Here is a 14,497-nt window from a genome sequence, read left to right as displayed (position 1 = left end):
GGTAGCACTACCGCCGACTGGCGGGCTGTTTGTGGCGTTACGGGGCCCGAATCAGGTCGCGACGTACCGCTCGGCCTTCTCGCGGGCCTCCTCGACCAGGTCGTCCACGAGGAGCAGCTGCGGCAGCAGGCCGTGCTGAGTGGTGAGGGCGCGGAACATGGTCGACACGGTCACGCCATGGCCAGGGCGGTGGACGACGTCCACGGTGTCGCCGGCCTGCAGCACACCTTCCTCGACGACCCGGAGGTAGGGGCCGGGGCGGCCGACCTCGGAGAACCGCTTCACCCAGGCCGCGTTGTCGAACCCGTTCTCCCCCATCCACCCCTTGAAGTCGTTGCAGGGGATCCGGATGCTCGCGACCTCGAGCACGGTCGAGCCGACCCGCCAGCGCTCCCCGATCTCCGCCTCGTTGACGTCGTAGCCCACGGTCGTGAGGTTCTCGCCGAACAGTCCGTCGCGGATCGGCTGGCCGAGCGCCTCGACCCAGGCATCGAGGTCCTCGCGCGCGAAGGCGTAAACGGCCTGGTCGACCCCGCCGTGGTGGGCGACGTCCGACACTTGGTCGCCCTCGAGTCCGAGCTTGTCGACCCGCACCGGTCCCGACACCGGGAGCTTCTCGATAGAGGTGTAGCCGATGCCGGCCCACTCCCAGTCACGGGGCATGCCGGTGTTGACGGAGCGGATCGTGAAGGTCACGGGTGGCATCCTCACATCCGGTCTCCATGCCGGCTCACTTCTGGACGGCCTTGGCGATTGTCACGGCGGTCGTGACCGCCTCGGCGTCGCCGTCGGAGGCGGCCCAGGCGGCGTTCAGCACCTCGCGGACGACCACCCAGCCGCGGGCGCGGTCCTCGTCGAGGCCACCGGCGTCAACGAGCGTCTCGAATCGTCTCAGGAGTCCCGCCCGCACGCTCTGCCCACCGGGACGGGCCGCGAGCTCCTCGAACCGGTTCCACAACATCGGCGCGACCTCGTAGTGGCGGTCGCCGTTCATCGGCTTGGGATCGATCGCGAGCCAGTCGGCCCGGTCGGCGGCGAGCACGTTGAAGTAGTGGAGGTCGCCGTGGATCACGGTGTCCGAGGCCTCGTCGTCGGCGAGGAGGTCGCGCGCGTGGGAGGTCGCCTGCTGCACCAGCCGCCTCGGGACCGGCCCGTTCGCGGGCAGGGTCGCGAGATCGGCGACCCAGCGCTCGACGTACGACGCGAGCGAGCGGAGCTGGGGCATCGCGGGCACGTGCAGGTCCCGCCACAGGCCGGCCACGATCTCGCAGGCCTCGAGGTCCCACACATTGCGCAGGTCGGTCGAGTGGAGCCGCTCGAGCAGGAGCGCGCGGCGACTGGGATCCGCCCGCAGCATCCGCACCGCCCCGCGACCGTCCCACCGGCCCAGGACCAGGCCCTCGTGCTCGGACTCGTCGTCGCCGTCGAACGTCACCTTCAGCACCAGCGGCTGATCGGCCTCGTCCCGGACCGGCACCACCAGCGAGGTGTAGCCGTGCATCGACCAGCCGTCCTCGCGCAACCCCCACTCGTCGAGCAGTCCCTCGACGCGGGCTGGGAGGGCCGATACCCAGTCGGCCCAGACGTCGTCTCGGTCCGCCATCCCGAGGACACCGGCGGGGAGGCGGATGCGGGGCACGCCGCCATCGTGTCAGGGCGCTGCCCGTCGCCGTCCTTGTCACTCGGCTGGGCTGCAACAGCGGAGTCACGGGCGAGGTCAACGAGCCCAACATCGAGATCACTGAGGACGAGGTCGTCATCACGTCCCTGAAGCCCCGGCCGGACTCTCGGTCGCGGGCCGATGGTTGAGGAGCGAGCTAAGGGAGCCTCGAAACCCCCGGCCTCGCACTGCCGTCGCAACGGACTGTTCACGCGGCGACCGAATCTGGCTTTGTCAGGGGTTGTGACGAGCTCTGGACATGCCGATGACCCGCCGGCGGCGGGGTGTGGGGCGGAGTCAATCTCGTGGGTGATGCCGGCAGCCGGCACAGTGACGCTCGGTCGTCACGTCGAGGGTGCCTTCGTGATCACGGAGGTATTGGTAGCCGTGCGGGCTGGACCACAGGTAGGTGCCGGGTTCGACGATCGTGTAGGTCCAGGCGGAGTGGGTCTTCAACCGGTGATGTCGCCGGCACAGGGGTGCGAGCCTGCAGGCACACGTCTGACCGGGCGGCCCACCCGGTTCGTAGGGAGTCACGTGGTCGCAGTCGCAGCCATGCCCATCAGGGTCCAGGTTCCGGGCGGGCCGGGTGCACCAGGGGAACACGCACGTCAGGTCCCGCAGCGCCACGCGTTGGGCGATCCGGTCGGGGACTTCGTAGGCGTCCACGTGCACGTGCCCCTCCAGATCCATCACCGGCTGGACGACCAGGTCGGTGTCCGGGCGGCCACACCAGGCCCGGATCTGCTCGACGGTGACCGGTTGGCGGGTGTTCTCCACCCGCCCCACCAGCTCCCTGCCCTCCAGTGCGGCCTCGGACAGGTGCAGGTGCAGCACAGTCCGCGACCGCTTCGCCTTCTTCGCCTGCTTGGGCTCGGGCTGCGGCTCGCGGTCGGGCTCAGCGTCGGGCCCGATGGGGAGGGTGGGCGCGAGTTGGCGGCGGGCGAGCTCACCCAACGCGATCGCACGGCGCACATCCAGGCTCTCGGTGGAGCCGAGGTCGGCGAGCTGGGCGGCCAGGTCGCGGATCGCGTCGTCGAGGTCGAGTGCGTCGGCCAGGTCGAGCTCGCCGGAGATCTGGGAGGTGCCTTGGAAGGAGATCTGCGAATGGTCGATGTTCAGGTGGCGGCCGTCGGCGGCCTCCCGCCGCCGGCGTTCGGCGTGCTCGGGCATGAACCGGCCGATCGCCTCCTCGATCACCCGGGTCAGTTGGCTGGGGCGGATCTTGTGCGCCACCGGCGCCACATGCGCATCCACGAACCGGGCGGCCACTGGGGTGAGGGCGGCGGAGATGGTCTCGTTGGCGACCCGACGCGCCTTCCACGCCGCCAGATCACCCGAGACAACGCGTGCCCAGCACTTGGGGAGGCGGTAGCGCAGCTCCAGGGCGTGGCCGAGGTAGTACTTGCCGGTCTCGGTGCCCACCCCGATCGCGGCAGCGAACTCCGCCACCGAGAACTCCTTGACGAGTGGCGCCCCCGGTCCGGCCAGGGTCACCGGCTGCTCATCGACTCCGGCCAGGTGAACCCGGGTGGCGTAGCCCTCGGCGTCATCGAGGGTCTCGGCCGGGTGGATCACCGCCCACTGCACCGCTAAGGCCAGCAGGTCGGCCTCGGCCCGGTCCGCCGCAGCGCGCCGTTCCCGGGCGGCGGCCAGCACGCCGGCCGCGTCATCTGGCACCTGGAAGGTGCCGGCAACGGAGTCGGGTGGGGTTGTGGTCATGGCTCTACCCAACCATCGACCACTGACAACCGATGTGCCGGAATCCCCTTATTCCACAGGGGTTTCCGCCTTCTTCGCGGACGATTCCTGATGGCTGGGTTGGCGTGCAGGGCCCGGGGGTTTCGAGGCTCAGGCGCCAGGGCGCCTTCGCACCTCAACCACCGGGCGGCAAGCACATCGACCACCGGGCCGGCCGTCCCGACGCACCCAACGTTGCGCCCTCCCCTTTGCTGCCTCCTCGCAGCTACACCACTGGCCAAGGCGAGCTCCACACGTGTAGGCACCTCAACCTCCGGTCGACACCTCAACTTCGGCCCCCGGAAGGCAATCAGGAGCGGACGCCGCGGCGGGCACGCCAGGAGTCGGTCAGGAGCTCGGTCAGCTCCTCGACGTCGAGCTGGTCGAGCCACGCCCAGATGGACACCTTGACCTTGAAGGTGTCGATCCGGCAGAAGACGTGCGGCCGGTCAGCCAGGGCGAGCGCGGAGTCCAGCTCCAGGGACCAGAACTGCAGGATCTCCCGGCCGTCGTCGTCCCAGCGGAGCCGGGCGAAGGGGTGCCGGCCGACGTCGAACGTGGGCGATCCCTCGTGGGCGACTCCCGGGCGGGCGCCCTCGAGTGAGGGGGCGATGCGCTCGACGTCGCGCCAGGTGGCCACGGCTACTTCTTGCCGGCCTTCTCAGCAGGTTGCGTGGTGGACAGGGCGGCGATGAAGGCTTCCTGGGGGACCTCGACGCGGCCGACCATCTTCATCCGCTTCTTGCCCTCCTTCTGCTTCTCGAGCAGCTTGCGCTTCCGAGTGATGTCACCGCCATAGCACTTCGCGAGCACGTCCTTGCGGATGGCGCGGATCGTCTCTCGGGCGATCACGCGCGAGCCGATCGCGGCCTGGATCGGGACCTCGAACTGCTGGCGCGGGATCAGGTCCTTGAGCTTGCTCGCGAGCATCACGCCGTACGCGTAGGCGGCGTCCTTGTGGACGATCGCGGAGAACGCGTCGACGGGGTCGCCGTGAAGCAGGACGTCGACCTTCACCAGGTCGGCCGTCTGGTCGCCGGTCGGTTCGTAGTCGAGCGAGGCGTAGCCCTTGGTGCGCGACTTGAGCTGGTCGAAGAAGTCGAAGACGATTTCGGCGAGCGGGAGCGTGTAGCGCATCTCGACGCGGTCCGCGGACAGGTAGTCCATCCCCAAGAGGCTGCCTCGCTTGTTCTGACACAGCTCCATGACGGTGCCGATGTAGTCGGACGGCGTCAGGATCGTCGCTCGTACGACGGGCTCGCGGACCTCGGCGATCTTGCCGTCGGGGTACTCGCTGGGATTGGTGACCTCGTACTGCGTCCCGTCCTCCATCGTGACCTCGTACACCACGTTGGGAGCGGTCGAGATCAGGTCGAGACCGAACTCGCGCTCGAGCCGGTCGCGCGTGATCTCCATGTGCAGCAGCCCGAGGAACCCGCACCGGAAGCCGAACCCGAGCGCACCGGACGTCTCGGGCTCGTAGGCGAGCGCCGCGTCGTTGAGCTGCAGCTTGTCCAGTGCCTCGCGCAGGTCGGGGTAGTCGTCGCCGTCGATCGGGTAGAGCCCGGCGAACACCATCGGGTTCGGGTGCTTGTAGCCGCCGAGGGCCTCGGTCGCGCCGTGGTGCTGGAGTGTCACCGTGTCGCCGACCCGCGACTGGCGGACGTCCTTCACGCCGGTGATCAGGTACCCGACCTCACCCACCCCGAGGTCGCCTGCCTTGACCGGCTCGGGGCTGATCACGCCCACCTCGAGCATCTCGTGCACGGCGTTGGTGGACATCATCTTGATCCGGTCGCGGTGGCTCAGCTTGCCGTCGAACACCCGGACGTAGGTGACCACGCCCCGGTAGGTGTCGTACACCGAGTCGAAGATCAGCGCCCGCGCAGGAGCGTCCGCGTCGCCGATCGGTGGCGGGGTCTGCTTGACGATCTCGTTGAGCACGCTCGCCACGCCCTCGCCGGTCTTGGCGCTCACCCGCAGCACGTCGGAGGTGTCGCACCCGATGATGTGGGCGAGCTCCGCGGCGTACTTGTCGGGGTCGGCCGAGGGCAGGTCGATCTTGTTGAGGACCGGGATGACGTGGAGATCGGCGCCGAGGGCGAGGTAGAGGTTGGCGAGCGTCTGGGCCTCGATCCCCTGCGCAGCGTCGACCAGCAGCACGGCGGCCTCGCACGCCTCCAGCGACCGGGACACCTCGTAGGTGAAGTCCACGTGGCCCGGGGTGTCGATCATGTTCAGCACGTAGGTGCCCGGCTCGGCGTCCTCGTCGTTGTCGGCCGGCACCGTCCAGGGCATCCGGACCGCCTGGCTCTTGATCGTGATGCCGCGCTCACGCTCGATGTCCATCCGGTCGAGGTACTGCGCGCGCGCCGAGCGCTCGTCGACCACGCCGGTCAGCTGCAGCATCCGGTCGGCCAGGGTCGACTTGCCGTGGTCGATGTGGGCGATGATGCAGAAGTTTCGGATGATCGCCGGGTCGGTCTGGCCGGGCTTCGGCGCGGAAGGGACGGGCACGGACTGCTCTCGGGTCTCGGTTGTGCGGTGGACAGGCGGGTTGCCGATTGTCCCACGGCTGCGGTGGTAGGGCTGAAACGGCGCCGATCGGTGATGATGCTCCTCATGTCGTCCCCCCGGCCATCGTCCCGGCCGTCGTTCCAGCCGGTGCCCGGCACCGCCGACACGGCGCGCCGGCTGGAGTGGCGGTTCCTCCCGCCCACGCTCCGCGCCGGCATCGAGCAGCAGCTCGGGTCACCCGTGGTCTCGGCGGAGTCGCGCAACCGCGGGTTCACGCCCGGGTTCGCCTCGGTGCTCACCTGCGAGGACGGCACGAGGCACTTCGTCAAGGCCGCCTCCACGAACGCCCAACCACTGTTCGCGCGGGCGTACCGCGAGGAGGCCCGCAAGCTGGCGGGACTTCCCGACACCGTCCCAGCGCCTCGGCTGCAGTGGGTGCTCGACGACGAGTGGCTGGCGATCGGGATCGAGTACGTCGACGGCCGGCACCCCGCTCGCCCGTGGCGGGCCGAGGAGCTCGACGCGTGTCTGGACGCGCTGGAGATCGTGGCCGACCAGCTGACCCCACCCTCGCCCGAGCTGGACCTCGGGACCGCCGCCGCCGAGCTCGGCCCGTTCTTCGAGTGCTGGGAGGGCGTCCGCGAGCTGCACCCCGAGCTCGCCCACGTGGACGAGGCCGAGCAACTCGCTGCACGGTACGCCGAGGTGGTGGCCGGTGAGACCGTGGTCCACACCGACGTGCGCGACGACAACGCCCTGATCGACCGCGACGGCAAGGTCTGGTTCTGCGACTGGAACTGGCCGGTCGTCGGTGCCCCGTGGCTCGACTCGCTGTTCATGCTGATCGGGCCGCGCGGCGACGGGGTGGACGTCGACGCCGTGATCAAGGGCCGGCCACTGCTGCGCGACGTCCCGGCCGAGGACGTCGACTCGGTGATCGCGCTGGTCACGGCGTACTTCCTCAAGTCGGCGGCCGGTCCGGTGCCTCCCACCTCGCCGTACCTCCGCGACTTCCAGCGGTGGCAGGGTGAGGTGTGCTGGGCCTGGCTGTGCGAGCGCCGGGGCTGGACGTGACGCCTGGTGATTTGGGCGCGCGTGAGCAGCGCTGTTAATCTTGCTCGTCGCTCGCGACACCTGTCGCGGCGCCCAGAACTCAGTAGCACCCACAGCATTCAGCTCCGTCCACCACCAACCGAAGGCTTCATCAGTGGCGAACATCAAGTCCCAGATCAAGCGGAACAAGCAGAACGAGAAGCGTCACGAGCGCAACAAGGCCGTCAAGTCCGGCCTGAAGACCTCCGTGCGCAAGTTCCGCGAGGCCGCCGAGGCCGGTGACAAGGACGCGGCGATCGAGGCCGGGCGCGCAGCGGCCCGCCAGCTGGACAAGGCCGCCTCCAAGGGCGTCATCCACAAGAACCAGGCGGCGAACCGCAAGTCGGCCATCGCCAAGCGCGCTGCCTCTCTCTGAGGCTCCGCACCCCGAAGGACCCGTTACGGCGGGTCCTTTGTCGTCTCCGGGTCTCGAGCCCCGGACTACTTCTGCTCCCGCAGGCCGGTGACCGTCAGCACCAGCCGCTCCAACGTGTACGAGGCGTCGCTGGCCGCACCCTTGATGTCGGCGTCGGCCTGAGCGACCGCGCGGATCACGCGGGCGATGGCCGGCTCGGACCAGGCCCGGGACTGGTCGCGAACGGTCTTCACCTTCCAGGGCGGTACGCCGAGCTCGCGGGCCAGGTCGCCCTCGCGCTGCCCGCGTGGGGCGGCGAGATAGCGCGCCACGCTGCGGGCGCTGCCCGCGAAGGCCGAGGTGACCAGGACCGGCGGGGTCCCGGCGTCCAGTGCCCAGCGGAGCTCCTCGAGGGCCGAGGACCGTCGGCCCCAGAACGCGGCATCGGCCACCGCGAACGACTTCGCCTCGGCACGTCCGCCGAAGTACTGCTTCACCTCGGGAACGCCGAGGGTGCGGTCGGGGAAGTCGGAGACCAGCTGGGTGGCGGCCGCCGCCAGGGACCGCAGGTCCTGACCGACCGACTGCACGAGTGCGACCGCTGCTTCCTGGTCGATCCTGCCGCCGGCAGTGCGGACCTCCGTCGCCACGAATCCGGGGTACTCCGACGCGCGGAGCTCGGCGGACTTCACCTCGGTGACCGTCGGCAGCTTGCGCAGCTTGGTCAGTACGCCGCTGCCCTTCTGTCCACCGCCGTGGACGAGCACGAGGGCGACGTCCTCGACGGGAGCGGCGACGTAGTCGAGCAGACCTGCCACGGACTCCTCGGGCAGGTCCTCGAGCGCGCGGACCACCACGCACCGCGTCGAGGAGAACAACGACGGGGCCGCCAGCTCGCCCAGCGACGCCCCTCCGAGATCGGCGCCGCGCGTCTCTGACTCCTCGGCCTCGGGGTCGTGGCGACGGACCGCCGCGCGCACCTGCTGCACGGCCCGCTCGCCGAGGAACTCCTCCTTGCCGGTCACCAGCGTGACCCGGCCCAGGACGTCGGACGCGCGCGGACCAACCATGCCCGGACCTTATCGGGAGCGTGCGACACCGAGCTGACCGTCGTCCACCGTGACCGCCGCATCGCCGTCGACGTCGGTCCGCAGCACCTCCAGTCCGGCGTCGGCGAGCGGCTCCAGGGTGTCAGGCGCCGGGTGGCCGTAGTCGTTGTCGGCACCCACGGAGACGACCGCGACGTCGGCTCCCAGGCCCAGCAACCAGTCGAGATCCTGGAACCTGCTGCCGTGGTGGGGCACCTTGAGCACGTCGACGGCCAGGTCGGGCCACATCCGCGCCAGAGCCGCCTGGCTGGGCGGCTCGATGTCGCCCGTGAGCAGCATCAGGACGCCGTGCACCTCGGCCAGCAGCACGACGCTCACGTCGTTCGCGTTGACGCTGTCGAGCCCAGCCGGCGGCCAGAGGACCTGCAGCGTCACGGCGCCGACCTGGTAGGTCTCCCCCGGCGTCGCGGTCGCGCTGGTGAGCCGGTCGCCCACCGACCTGCCGTCGACGACTCCGTCGACGCCATCGACGTGGTCGGCGTGCGGGTGGGTGAGGACGAGCAGCGGCACGCGATCGACGCCCAGTCGGTCCAGGCAGCGGTCGACCGGGCGCGGGTCCGGGCCGGTGTCGACGACGACCGCGCTGGCCGGCCCCGCAGGGAGCACCAGGGCGTCGCCCTGGCCGACGTCACAGGCGACCAGCACCATGTCCGGTAGCGGCCAGCCGGGTGACGGCGGCCGAACCAGCACGGCCACGACCAGGACGCCGCAGCACGCGAGGCTCCCGGCCGGTCCGCGGAGCAGGTGCGGGAGCCAGAGCGCCAGCGCGACCACGAGCACCGACAGTGCCGCGAGGGAGACAGCGCTGGTCCCCCAATCGATCGCCGCCGTGGGCAGCGAGGCACCCCGAGCTGCCACGGCAGCCAGCCAGGCCACACACCAGCCGGCGAGCGTCCCGCACACCCGACCCGCTCCCTCCCACACGAGTCCGAGGACGCCACCCGCGAGCCCGAGCACCGTGGCCGGCCCGATCACCGGCGCGACGATCAGGTTCGCTCCGACCGCGACCAGGCTGACCTGGCCGGAGATGGCGGCCACCAGCGGAGTGCAGGCCAGCTGGGCGGCCGTCGGCACGGCCACGGCCTCCGCGCACCACCGAGGGAGCCATCGACCCAGCGCGTCCCGGAAACCGGGTGCGAGCAGCAGGATGCCGGCAGTGGCCACCACCGACAGTGCGAAGCCGATCGACACGGCCAGCCCGGGGTCGAGGAGGAGCAGCGCCACGACGGCCACGCCCAGGGCTCGGGGGCCCCGGTCCCGCCCGTCCACCCCCAGACCGATGAGTGCCACCGTGCCCATCGCGGCCGCCCGGACGACGCTCGGCTCGGTGCGCGCGACCAGCACGAACCCGGCGATCCCGACCGCCGCGACGACGTAGCGCCCTCGGCCACGTACGCCACACCAACGCCCGACCACCATCAGGAAGCCCACGACCAGGGTGAGGTTCGTGCCCGACACCGCGAGCAGGTGGGTGAGGCCGGTGGCCCGGAACTCCTCGGAGAGCTCCTCGTCGATCGCCGCGTCGTCGCCCACGACCAGGGCCGGCACCAGGGCTCGCGGGTCGCGGGGCAGCGGGGCGACCGACCTCCGCAGCGACTCGCGGACGGCGTCAGCCGCTCGCCACCACACGCCCGCGCCTCCGACGACCTCGGGGTCGCCGGAAGCGAAGATCACGCCGGACAGGCCGTCGGAGCCCGCACCGTCCCGGGGTGGGGCGAGCCGACCGGTGAGCTCGACGGTCGACCCGAGGGGGACGTCCGCCCACCCGGGTCCGGCCAGCACGAGGACGGGCGCTCGCACCTGATACCTCGCACCCCGGCCGGTCACCCGCCGCACCGACCCGCGCAGCATCACGCCGTCGCCGAAACCGCCGGTGACCGGACGAGGGTCGGAGGTGACGACCAGGGTCGCGTGGACCGCTGCCCGATCGACCGCCAGCACCGCCACCGGGTCGGACGCGACCCGCTCGTGGCGCAGCGCGGCGGCGGCCCCGACGGCCGTGAACACGAGCACCAGCGCCACGACCAGTCGACTACCCCGCCGTACCGAGGCCACCAGGCTGGGGGCGGAGACGCCGGCAATCGCGGCGAGCGCTCCGGTCGTCGGCAGCAGCGACGCAACCAATGCTCCTGCCCACGCCGCCAGAGCCAAGGTCGGCATCCGCAGGTCAGGACGGGACACCGTCTGGACCGGGTGTCAGACGGTCACGAACGGCGCGATCGTGGCGAGCGTCGCGTCGCCGATGCCGTCGACCTCGAGCAGCTCGGAGACGGCGGTGAACCCGCCGTTCTGGTCCCGCCACGCGACGATCGCCTGCGCCGTCACCGGCCCGACCTCCGGCAGGCCCTCGAGCTCGACCGTGGTCGCCGTGTTCAGGTCAACGAGCGGCGCCGCTGGGGTCGCGCCCCCCACCGGTGCGGCCGGAGCCGTCGTGGAGGCAGCCGGCAGGCCGACCACGATCTGCTCGCCGTCCACCAGCACCCGGGCCAGGTTGAGCCCGGTCAGGTCGACTCCTGGCCTGGCACCGCCCGCCGCGCGTAGAGCGTCGACGACGCGGGCACCGGCATCGAGCACGGCGATGCCCGGCCGTCGCACCTTGCCCGCCACGTCGACGGTGACGCTGCCTCCCGGGGTCGCGGCCCCCTCCGCGGCGCCATCGGCCGCAGCCGCCGTCGTGGGCGTGGCCGGCGACGCCAGGGCGGGGGCCGGCCGTGGTTCGACGGGAGCGACCACGCTCGGCTCGGTACGGACGATCCACCACGCGGTCACGCCGAGACCCACCGCGACCACGACCGCGACGACCGTGAGCGTGCCGGGACCGAGCGCGATCCGCCCGCGCATCGACTCGGGAAGCAGTCCCGCCGCGCGACCGGGCCGGCGCGACGCGTGGCGCCCGGGTCTCGGCAACGCCAGTGGCACCGGCACCGGGACGACCTCGGATGGCTCGATGTCGCGCGTGGGCGGTTCGGGTGCGCCGTACGCAGCTACCTCGTCTCGCAGCGATGTGAGCCGACGCTCCAGCGCCGCCTCGTGGTCGGCTCGTCGGATGCGGGTCATGCGCGGAACGCTATGGACGGCACCCGACCCCAGGGCAGGTAGCCGCGGGCGCCTGTGGACCAGCGTGCACCGAACAACGCTGTGGAAAGTCACCGGCTCGTGGTCGGACCACTGGCGCTCGTGTCGGGCGCGACGGCCACCAGCCGGTCCAGACCAATCGGATCCCACCCAACCGACCGGTGCGCGGCGGCGTTTGTGGACTGAACGCTGGTCCGAACGTCGTACGAGAGGAGAGGCGGACTTCCACGCTTCGCCGCTCGGCGACCACGAGTCCGCATCGGAGCTCACACACCTGGAGGTTTCTCATGTCCCGCATTCGTCCGGCGACGCTCGGCCTGACCGCCACCATCACCCTGTCGACCATGCTCGCCCTACCCGCGAACCCGGCCGGGGCGGCCGAACCTCCGACGAAGGCGTTCGTCGTCTCGGACGTTGGCACCCACGTCGAGGACTGTCCGGACGTCCCGTTCCCCGTTCGACACGACGCGGACGTCCACGCGGTCTTCCAGGAGCGCCTGCAGCACGGTGAGGTGCACGTCAGCGTCCGCTTCTGGAACCGGAACACGTTCACGAACGAAGACACCGGCGCGACGATGTACGGCATGTCCCACGGCCACGAGGTGGATCGCAGGGTCACCGAGAACGCCGACGGCACACTCACGATCACCGTGGAGCTCTACGGTCGGGACAGCTATCGGACCAAGCCCGGGGGGTTGGTCGGCATCGTGACGACCACCCAGCACCTCCAGCTCATCGTCGACCCGATGGGCACGACCGACATCGAGGACGACGTGGTGCTCTCGGAGGAGCTCTCAGAACCGGAGATCCGCATTGTCGGCGACGGCGGCGACCTGTGCGACATCGCAGCGGAGTACCTCTCCTGAACAGCGACGAGATCAGGCGGGCGTCGGTGAGACGCACACCGCCAGCATCCCCGGTCCGACGTGGGCTCCGAGCACGGCGCCGACCTCACCGCAGAGGATGTCGCGCCCCTCGAGGTTGTCGACCAGTCTCGCGCCGAGCCGCTCTGCCAGCTGGGCGGCGCGCTCGTCGGCGGCCAGGTGGGCGACGCCCACGTCCACCGGCCGCTCGCCCGCTGCGGCCACGGCCAGCTCCTCGAGCCGCGCCAGAGCCCGGCCGGCCGTCCGGACCTTCTCCAGGGAGGCCACCCGCCCCTCGCTGATGGTCAGTAACGGCTTGACCGCCAGCGCCCCGCCGAGCAGCGCGGCCGCGGCACCGATCCGACCCCCGCGGCGCAGGTACTCCAAGGTGTCGACGTAGAAGAGCGACGTCGTGCCAGCGGCTCGGGCGCGTGCGGCGTCGGCGGCCTCCGCGGCACCGCCCCCAGCGTCGAGCACGTCTGCGGCGGCCAGCACCGCGAAGCCGGCGGCGATGCCGACCTGGCGCGTGTCGACCGTGTGGACCGGCACCGGCGCGTCGCGTGCGGCCAGCTGCGCGGACTCGAAGGTGCCGCTCATGTCGCCGGAGAGGTGCACCGACACGATCTCCGTGGCGCCGCCGGCGGCCACCTGCTCGTAGACCGCGCGCACCACCTCCGGCGCCGGCCGCGAGGTCGACACCGGGCGGAACTCACGCAGCGCCTCGGCCACGAGCGCTGGCGTCGCGCCGCCGACGCCCTCGTCGTACGACGTCGCGCCGATCACGACCTGGAGCGGCACCACCACGATGCCGCGCGCCTCGGTCACCTCGGGCGGCAGCGAGGCCGTCGAGTCGGTGACGAGCACAGTCCGAGACATGAGTCCGCACGCTACCGGTCATCCCCACGTTGATTCGTTGACGCGCGGCCGTTGAGTCGCGCGCCTGCGGCCGTTGGTTCGTGGACGCGCGGCCGTCGAGTCGTGCGTCCGCGGCGGAACCTCCGGCTCGTCCTGGACCTCGCCCCTACCCTGTGCTCATGGACCAGCCCGAGCCCGGCCTCTACTTCGGCAGTGCCAGCATGAGAGCCGGCAACGGCGTGGGTGCGGCATCGGAGCGCGGGCCCGAGCTCGCCGACGTCCGTCGGTACGGGCGCCGGCTGGTCAACCGGTGGGTGCAGCAGGCCCGCGAGGCGGAACGGCCGCGGTTCCGTCCGATCATCGGGGACTACCTCGGAGTCCCCACCGAGCACCTGCCGATCACGGAGGAGCAGTGGCCGGCGTACGAGCACGTGAACGTACAGGCTGCCCTCGACGCCTGGGTCGCCGTGCGCGAGCACCAGGTCGTCGGAGTCACCGGCTACCGGCACCGCGGCCCCTTCGGGATGGCCGAGCTCGTCGGTGCAGCCGACCCCGACGGCTTCAACACGCCGCGGCCGGGAAACGTGGCGAGGGTGACCCTGCCGGCCGGGCCCGACGGCCTGACCCGCGAGTGCTACCGCGCGGTCGTCGTGCTTGCACAGGACGGCGACTCACGGGTGGCCGTGCTGTTCCGTGGCTCGGATGCGGACGACGAGCAGCGCAACGTGTCCGTCGAGATCGTCGCCGACCGGCCCGACGCGGGCGCGCGCGTGGCGGAGGAGCTCCGCGCCCTGGCCCTGCGCCACAACGTCTACCGCGGCCAGGTGGTGTCGTTCGGGCACTCGATGTTCGGCGAGCGCGGCTCGGTGCTGCGCTTCCACGCACGCCAGCCCATCCCCCGCGAGTCGCTGATCCTGCCCGAGCACACCTTCGACGACGTACGACGCCAGGTGATCGGGGTCGCTCGCAACCGCGACCGGCTGCGCGACGCCGGTCAGCACCTCAAGCGAGGCCTGCTGCTCTACGGACCGCCGGGGGTGGGCAAGACCCACACGGTGCGGTACCTGGTCGGCGAGCTCACCGGCACGACCGTCGTCGAGCTCACCGGCGACACGTTGCACCTGGTCAAGCAGGCGTGCTCCATCGCACGAACGCTCCAGCCCGCGATGATCGTGATCGAGGACGTGGACCTGATCGCCGAGCAGCGCGACCACTACCACGGTGAGACACC

At 71.2% G+C, this 14,497-nt stretch carries 13 protein-coding genes; 4 read left to right on the top strand and 9 right to left on the bottom strand.

Annotation, left to right across the window (positions count from 1 at the left end):
* Positions 1–51: 51 nt before the first annotated feature.
* From VFZ39_RS04945 to lepA, 5 genes are all read right to left on the bottom strand, one after another.
* A complete protein-coding gene (locus VFZ39_RS04945; protein WP_330864615.1) occupies positions 52–696 on the bottom strand; it encodes an MOSC domain-containing protein in 645 nt (214 codons plus the stop codon).
* Positions 697–730: 34 nt separating this feature from the next.
* Positions 731–1,639, bottom strand: a complete 909-nt coding sequence (locus VFZ39_RS04940) for an aminoglycoside phosphotransferase family protein (RefSeq protein WP_330864614.1) — start codon at positions 1,637–1,639, stop codon at positions 731–733.
* Positions 1,640–1,957: 318 nt separating this feature from the next.
* The gene (locus VFZ39_RS04935) at positions 1,958–3,382 is read right to left on the bottom strand and encodes an HNH endonuclease signature motif containing protein (protein ID WP_330864613.1); all 1,425 of its coding nucleotides are present in this window, start codon (positions 3,380–3,382) and stop codon (positions 1,958–1,960) included.
* 328 nt (positions 3,383–3,710) lie between these two features.
* Positions 3,711–4,040: a hypothetical protein gene (locus VFZ39_RS04930; RefSeq protein ID WP_330864612.1), complete on the bottom strand. Its 330-nt coding sequence runs from the start codon at positions 4,038–4,040 to the stop codon at positions 3,711–3,713.
* Positions 4,041–4,042: 2 nt separating this feature from the next.
* On the bottom strand, positions 4,043–5,917 hold the full coding sequence (gene lepA / locus VFZ39_RS04925) for a translation elongation factor 4 (protein ID WP_330864611.1): 1,875 nt from the start codon (positions 5,915–5,917) through the stop codon (positions 4,043–4,045).
* 105 nt (positions 5,918–6,022) lie between these two features.
* Between lepA and VFZ39_RS04920 the strand changes: the two genes are divergently transcribed.
* Positions 6,023–6,991, top strand: a complete 969-nt coding sequence (locus VFZ39_RS04920; RefSeq protein WP_330864610.1) for a phosphotransferase — start codon at positions 6,023–6,025, stop codon at positions 6,989–6,991.
* A 133-nt stretch (positions 6,992–7,124) separates the two neighbouring features.
* On the top strand, positions 7,125–7,385 hold the full coding sequence (gene rpsT / locus VFZ39_RS04915) for a 30S ribosomal protein S20 (RefSeq protein ID WP_330864609.1): 261 nt from the start codon (positions 7,125–7,127) through the stop codon (positions 7,383–7,385).
* A gap of 65 nt (positions 7,386–7,450) precedes the next feature.
* Here the strand turns inward: rpsT and holA are convergent, their stop codons facing one another.
* From holA to VFZ39_RS04900, 3 genes are read right to left on the bottom strand one after another with little or no spacing between them, the layout of a single operon-like run.
* Positions 7,451–8,434: a DNA polymerase III subunit delta gene (gene holA, locus VFZ39_RS04910; protein ID WP_330864608.1), complete on the bottom strand. Its 984-nt coding sequence runs from the start codon at positions 8,432–8,434 to the stop codon at positions 7,451–7,453.
* A gap of 9 nt (positions 8,435–8,443) precedes the next feature.
* On the bottom strand, positions 8,444–10,654 hold the full coding sequence (locus VFZ39_RS04905; protein ID WP_330864607.1) for a ComEC/Rec2 family competence protein: 2,211 nt from the start codon (positions 10,652–10,654) through the stop codon (positions 8,444–8,446).
* Positions 10,655–10,669: 15 nt separating this feature from the next.
* Positions 10,670–11,530: a ComEA family DNA-binding protein gene (locus VFZ39_RS04900; RefSeq protein WP_330864606.1), complete on the bottom strand. Its 861-nt coding sequence runs from the start codon at positions 11,528–11,530 to the stop codon at positions 10,670–10,672.
* Between the two features lie 305 nt (positions 11,531–11,835).
* Between VFZ39_RS04900 and VFZ39_RS04895 the strand changes: the two genes are divergently transcribed.
* Positions 11,836–12,414, top strand: coding sequence for a hypothetical protein (locus VFZ39_RS04895; RefSeq protein ID WP_330864605.1), 579 nt, complete (start codon positions 11,836–11,838; stop codon positions 12,412–12,414).
* Positions 12,415–12,426: 12 nt separating this feature from the next.
* On the opposite strand, the gene VFZ39_RS04890 is transcribed toward VFZ39_RS04895, so the two are convergent.
* Entirely contained in the window at positions 12,427–13,287 is an 861-nt protein-coding gene (locus VFZ39_RS04890; RefSeq protein WP_330864604.1) for a DegV family protein, read from the bottom strand.
* A gap of 158 nt (positions 13,288–13,445) precedes the next feature.
* Between VFZ39_RS04890 and VFZ39_RS04885 the strand changes: the two genes are divergently transcribed.
* On the top strand, positions 13,446–14,497 hold a 1,052-nt coding region (locus VFZ39_RS04885), incomplete at its 3' end, for an AAA family ATPase (RefSeq protein WP_330864603.1).

This window comes from Nocardioides sp. (assembly GCF_036374615.1).
In the GTDB taxonomy this organism is placed as follows: Bacteria; Actinomycetota; Actinomycetes; order Propionibacteriales; family Nocardioidaceae; genus Nocardioides.
The sequence above is the reverse complement of the archived record's forward strand: the minus strand, read 5'-3'. Positions and strand labels throughout refer to the sequence as shown.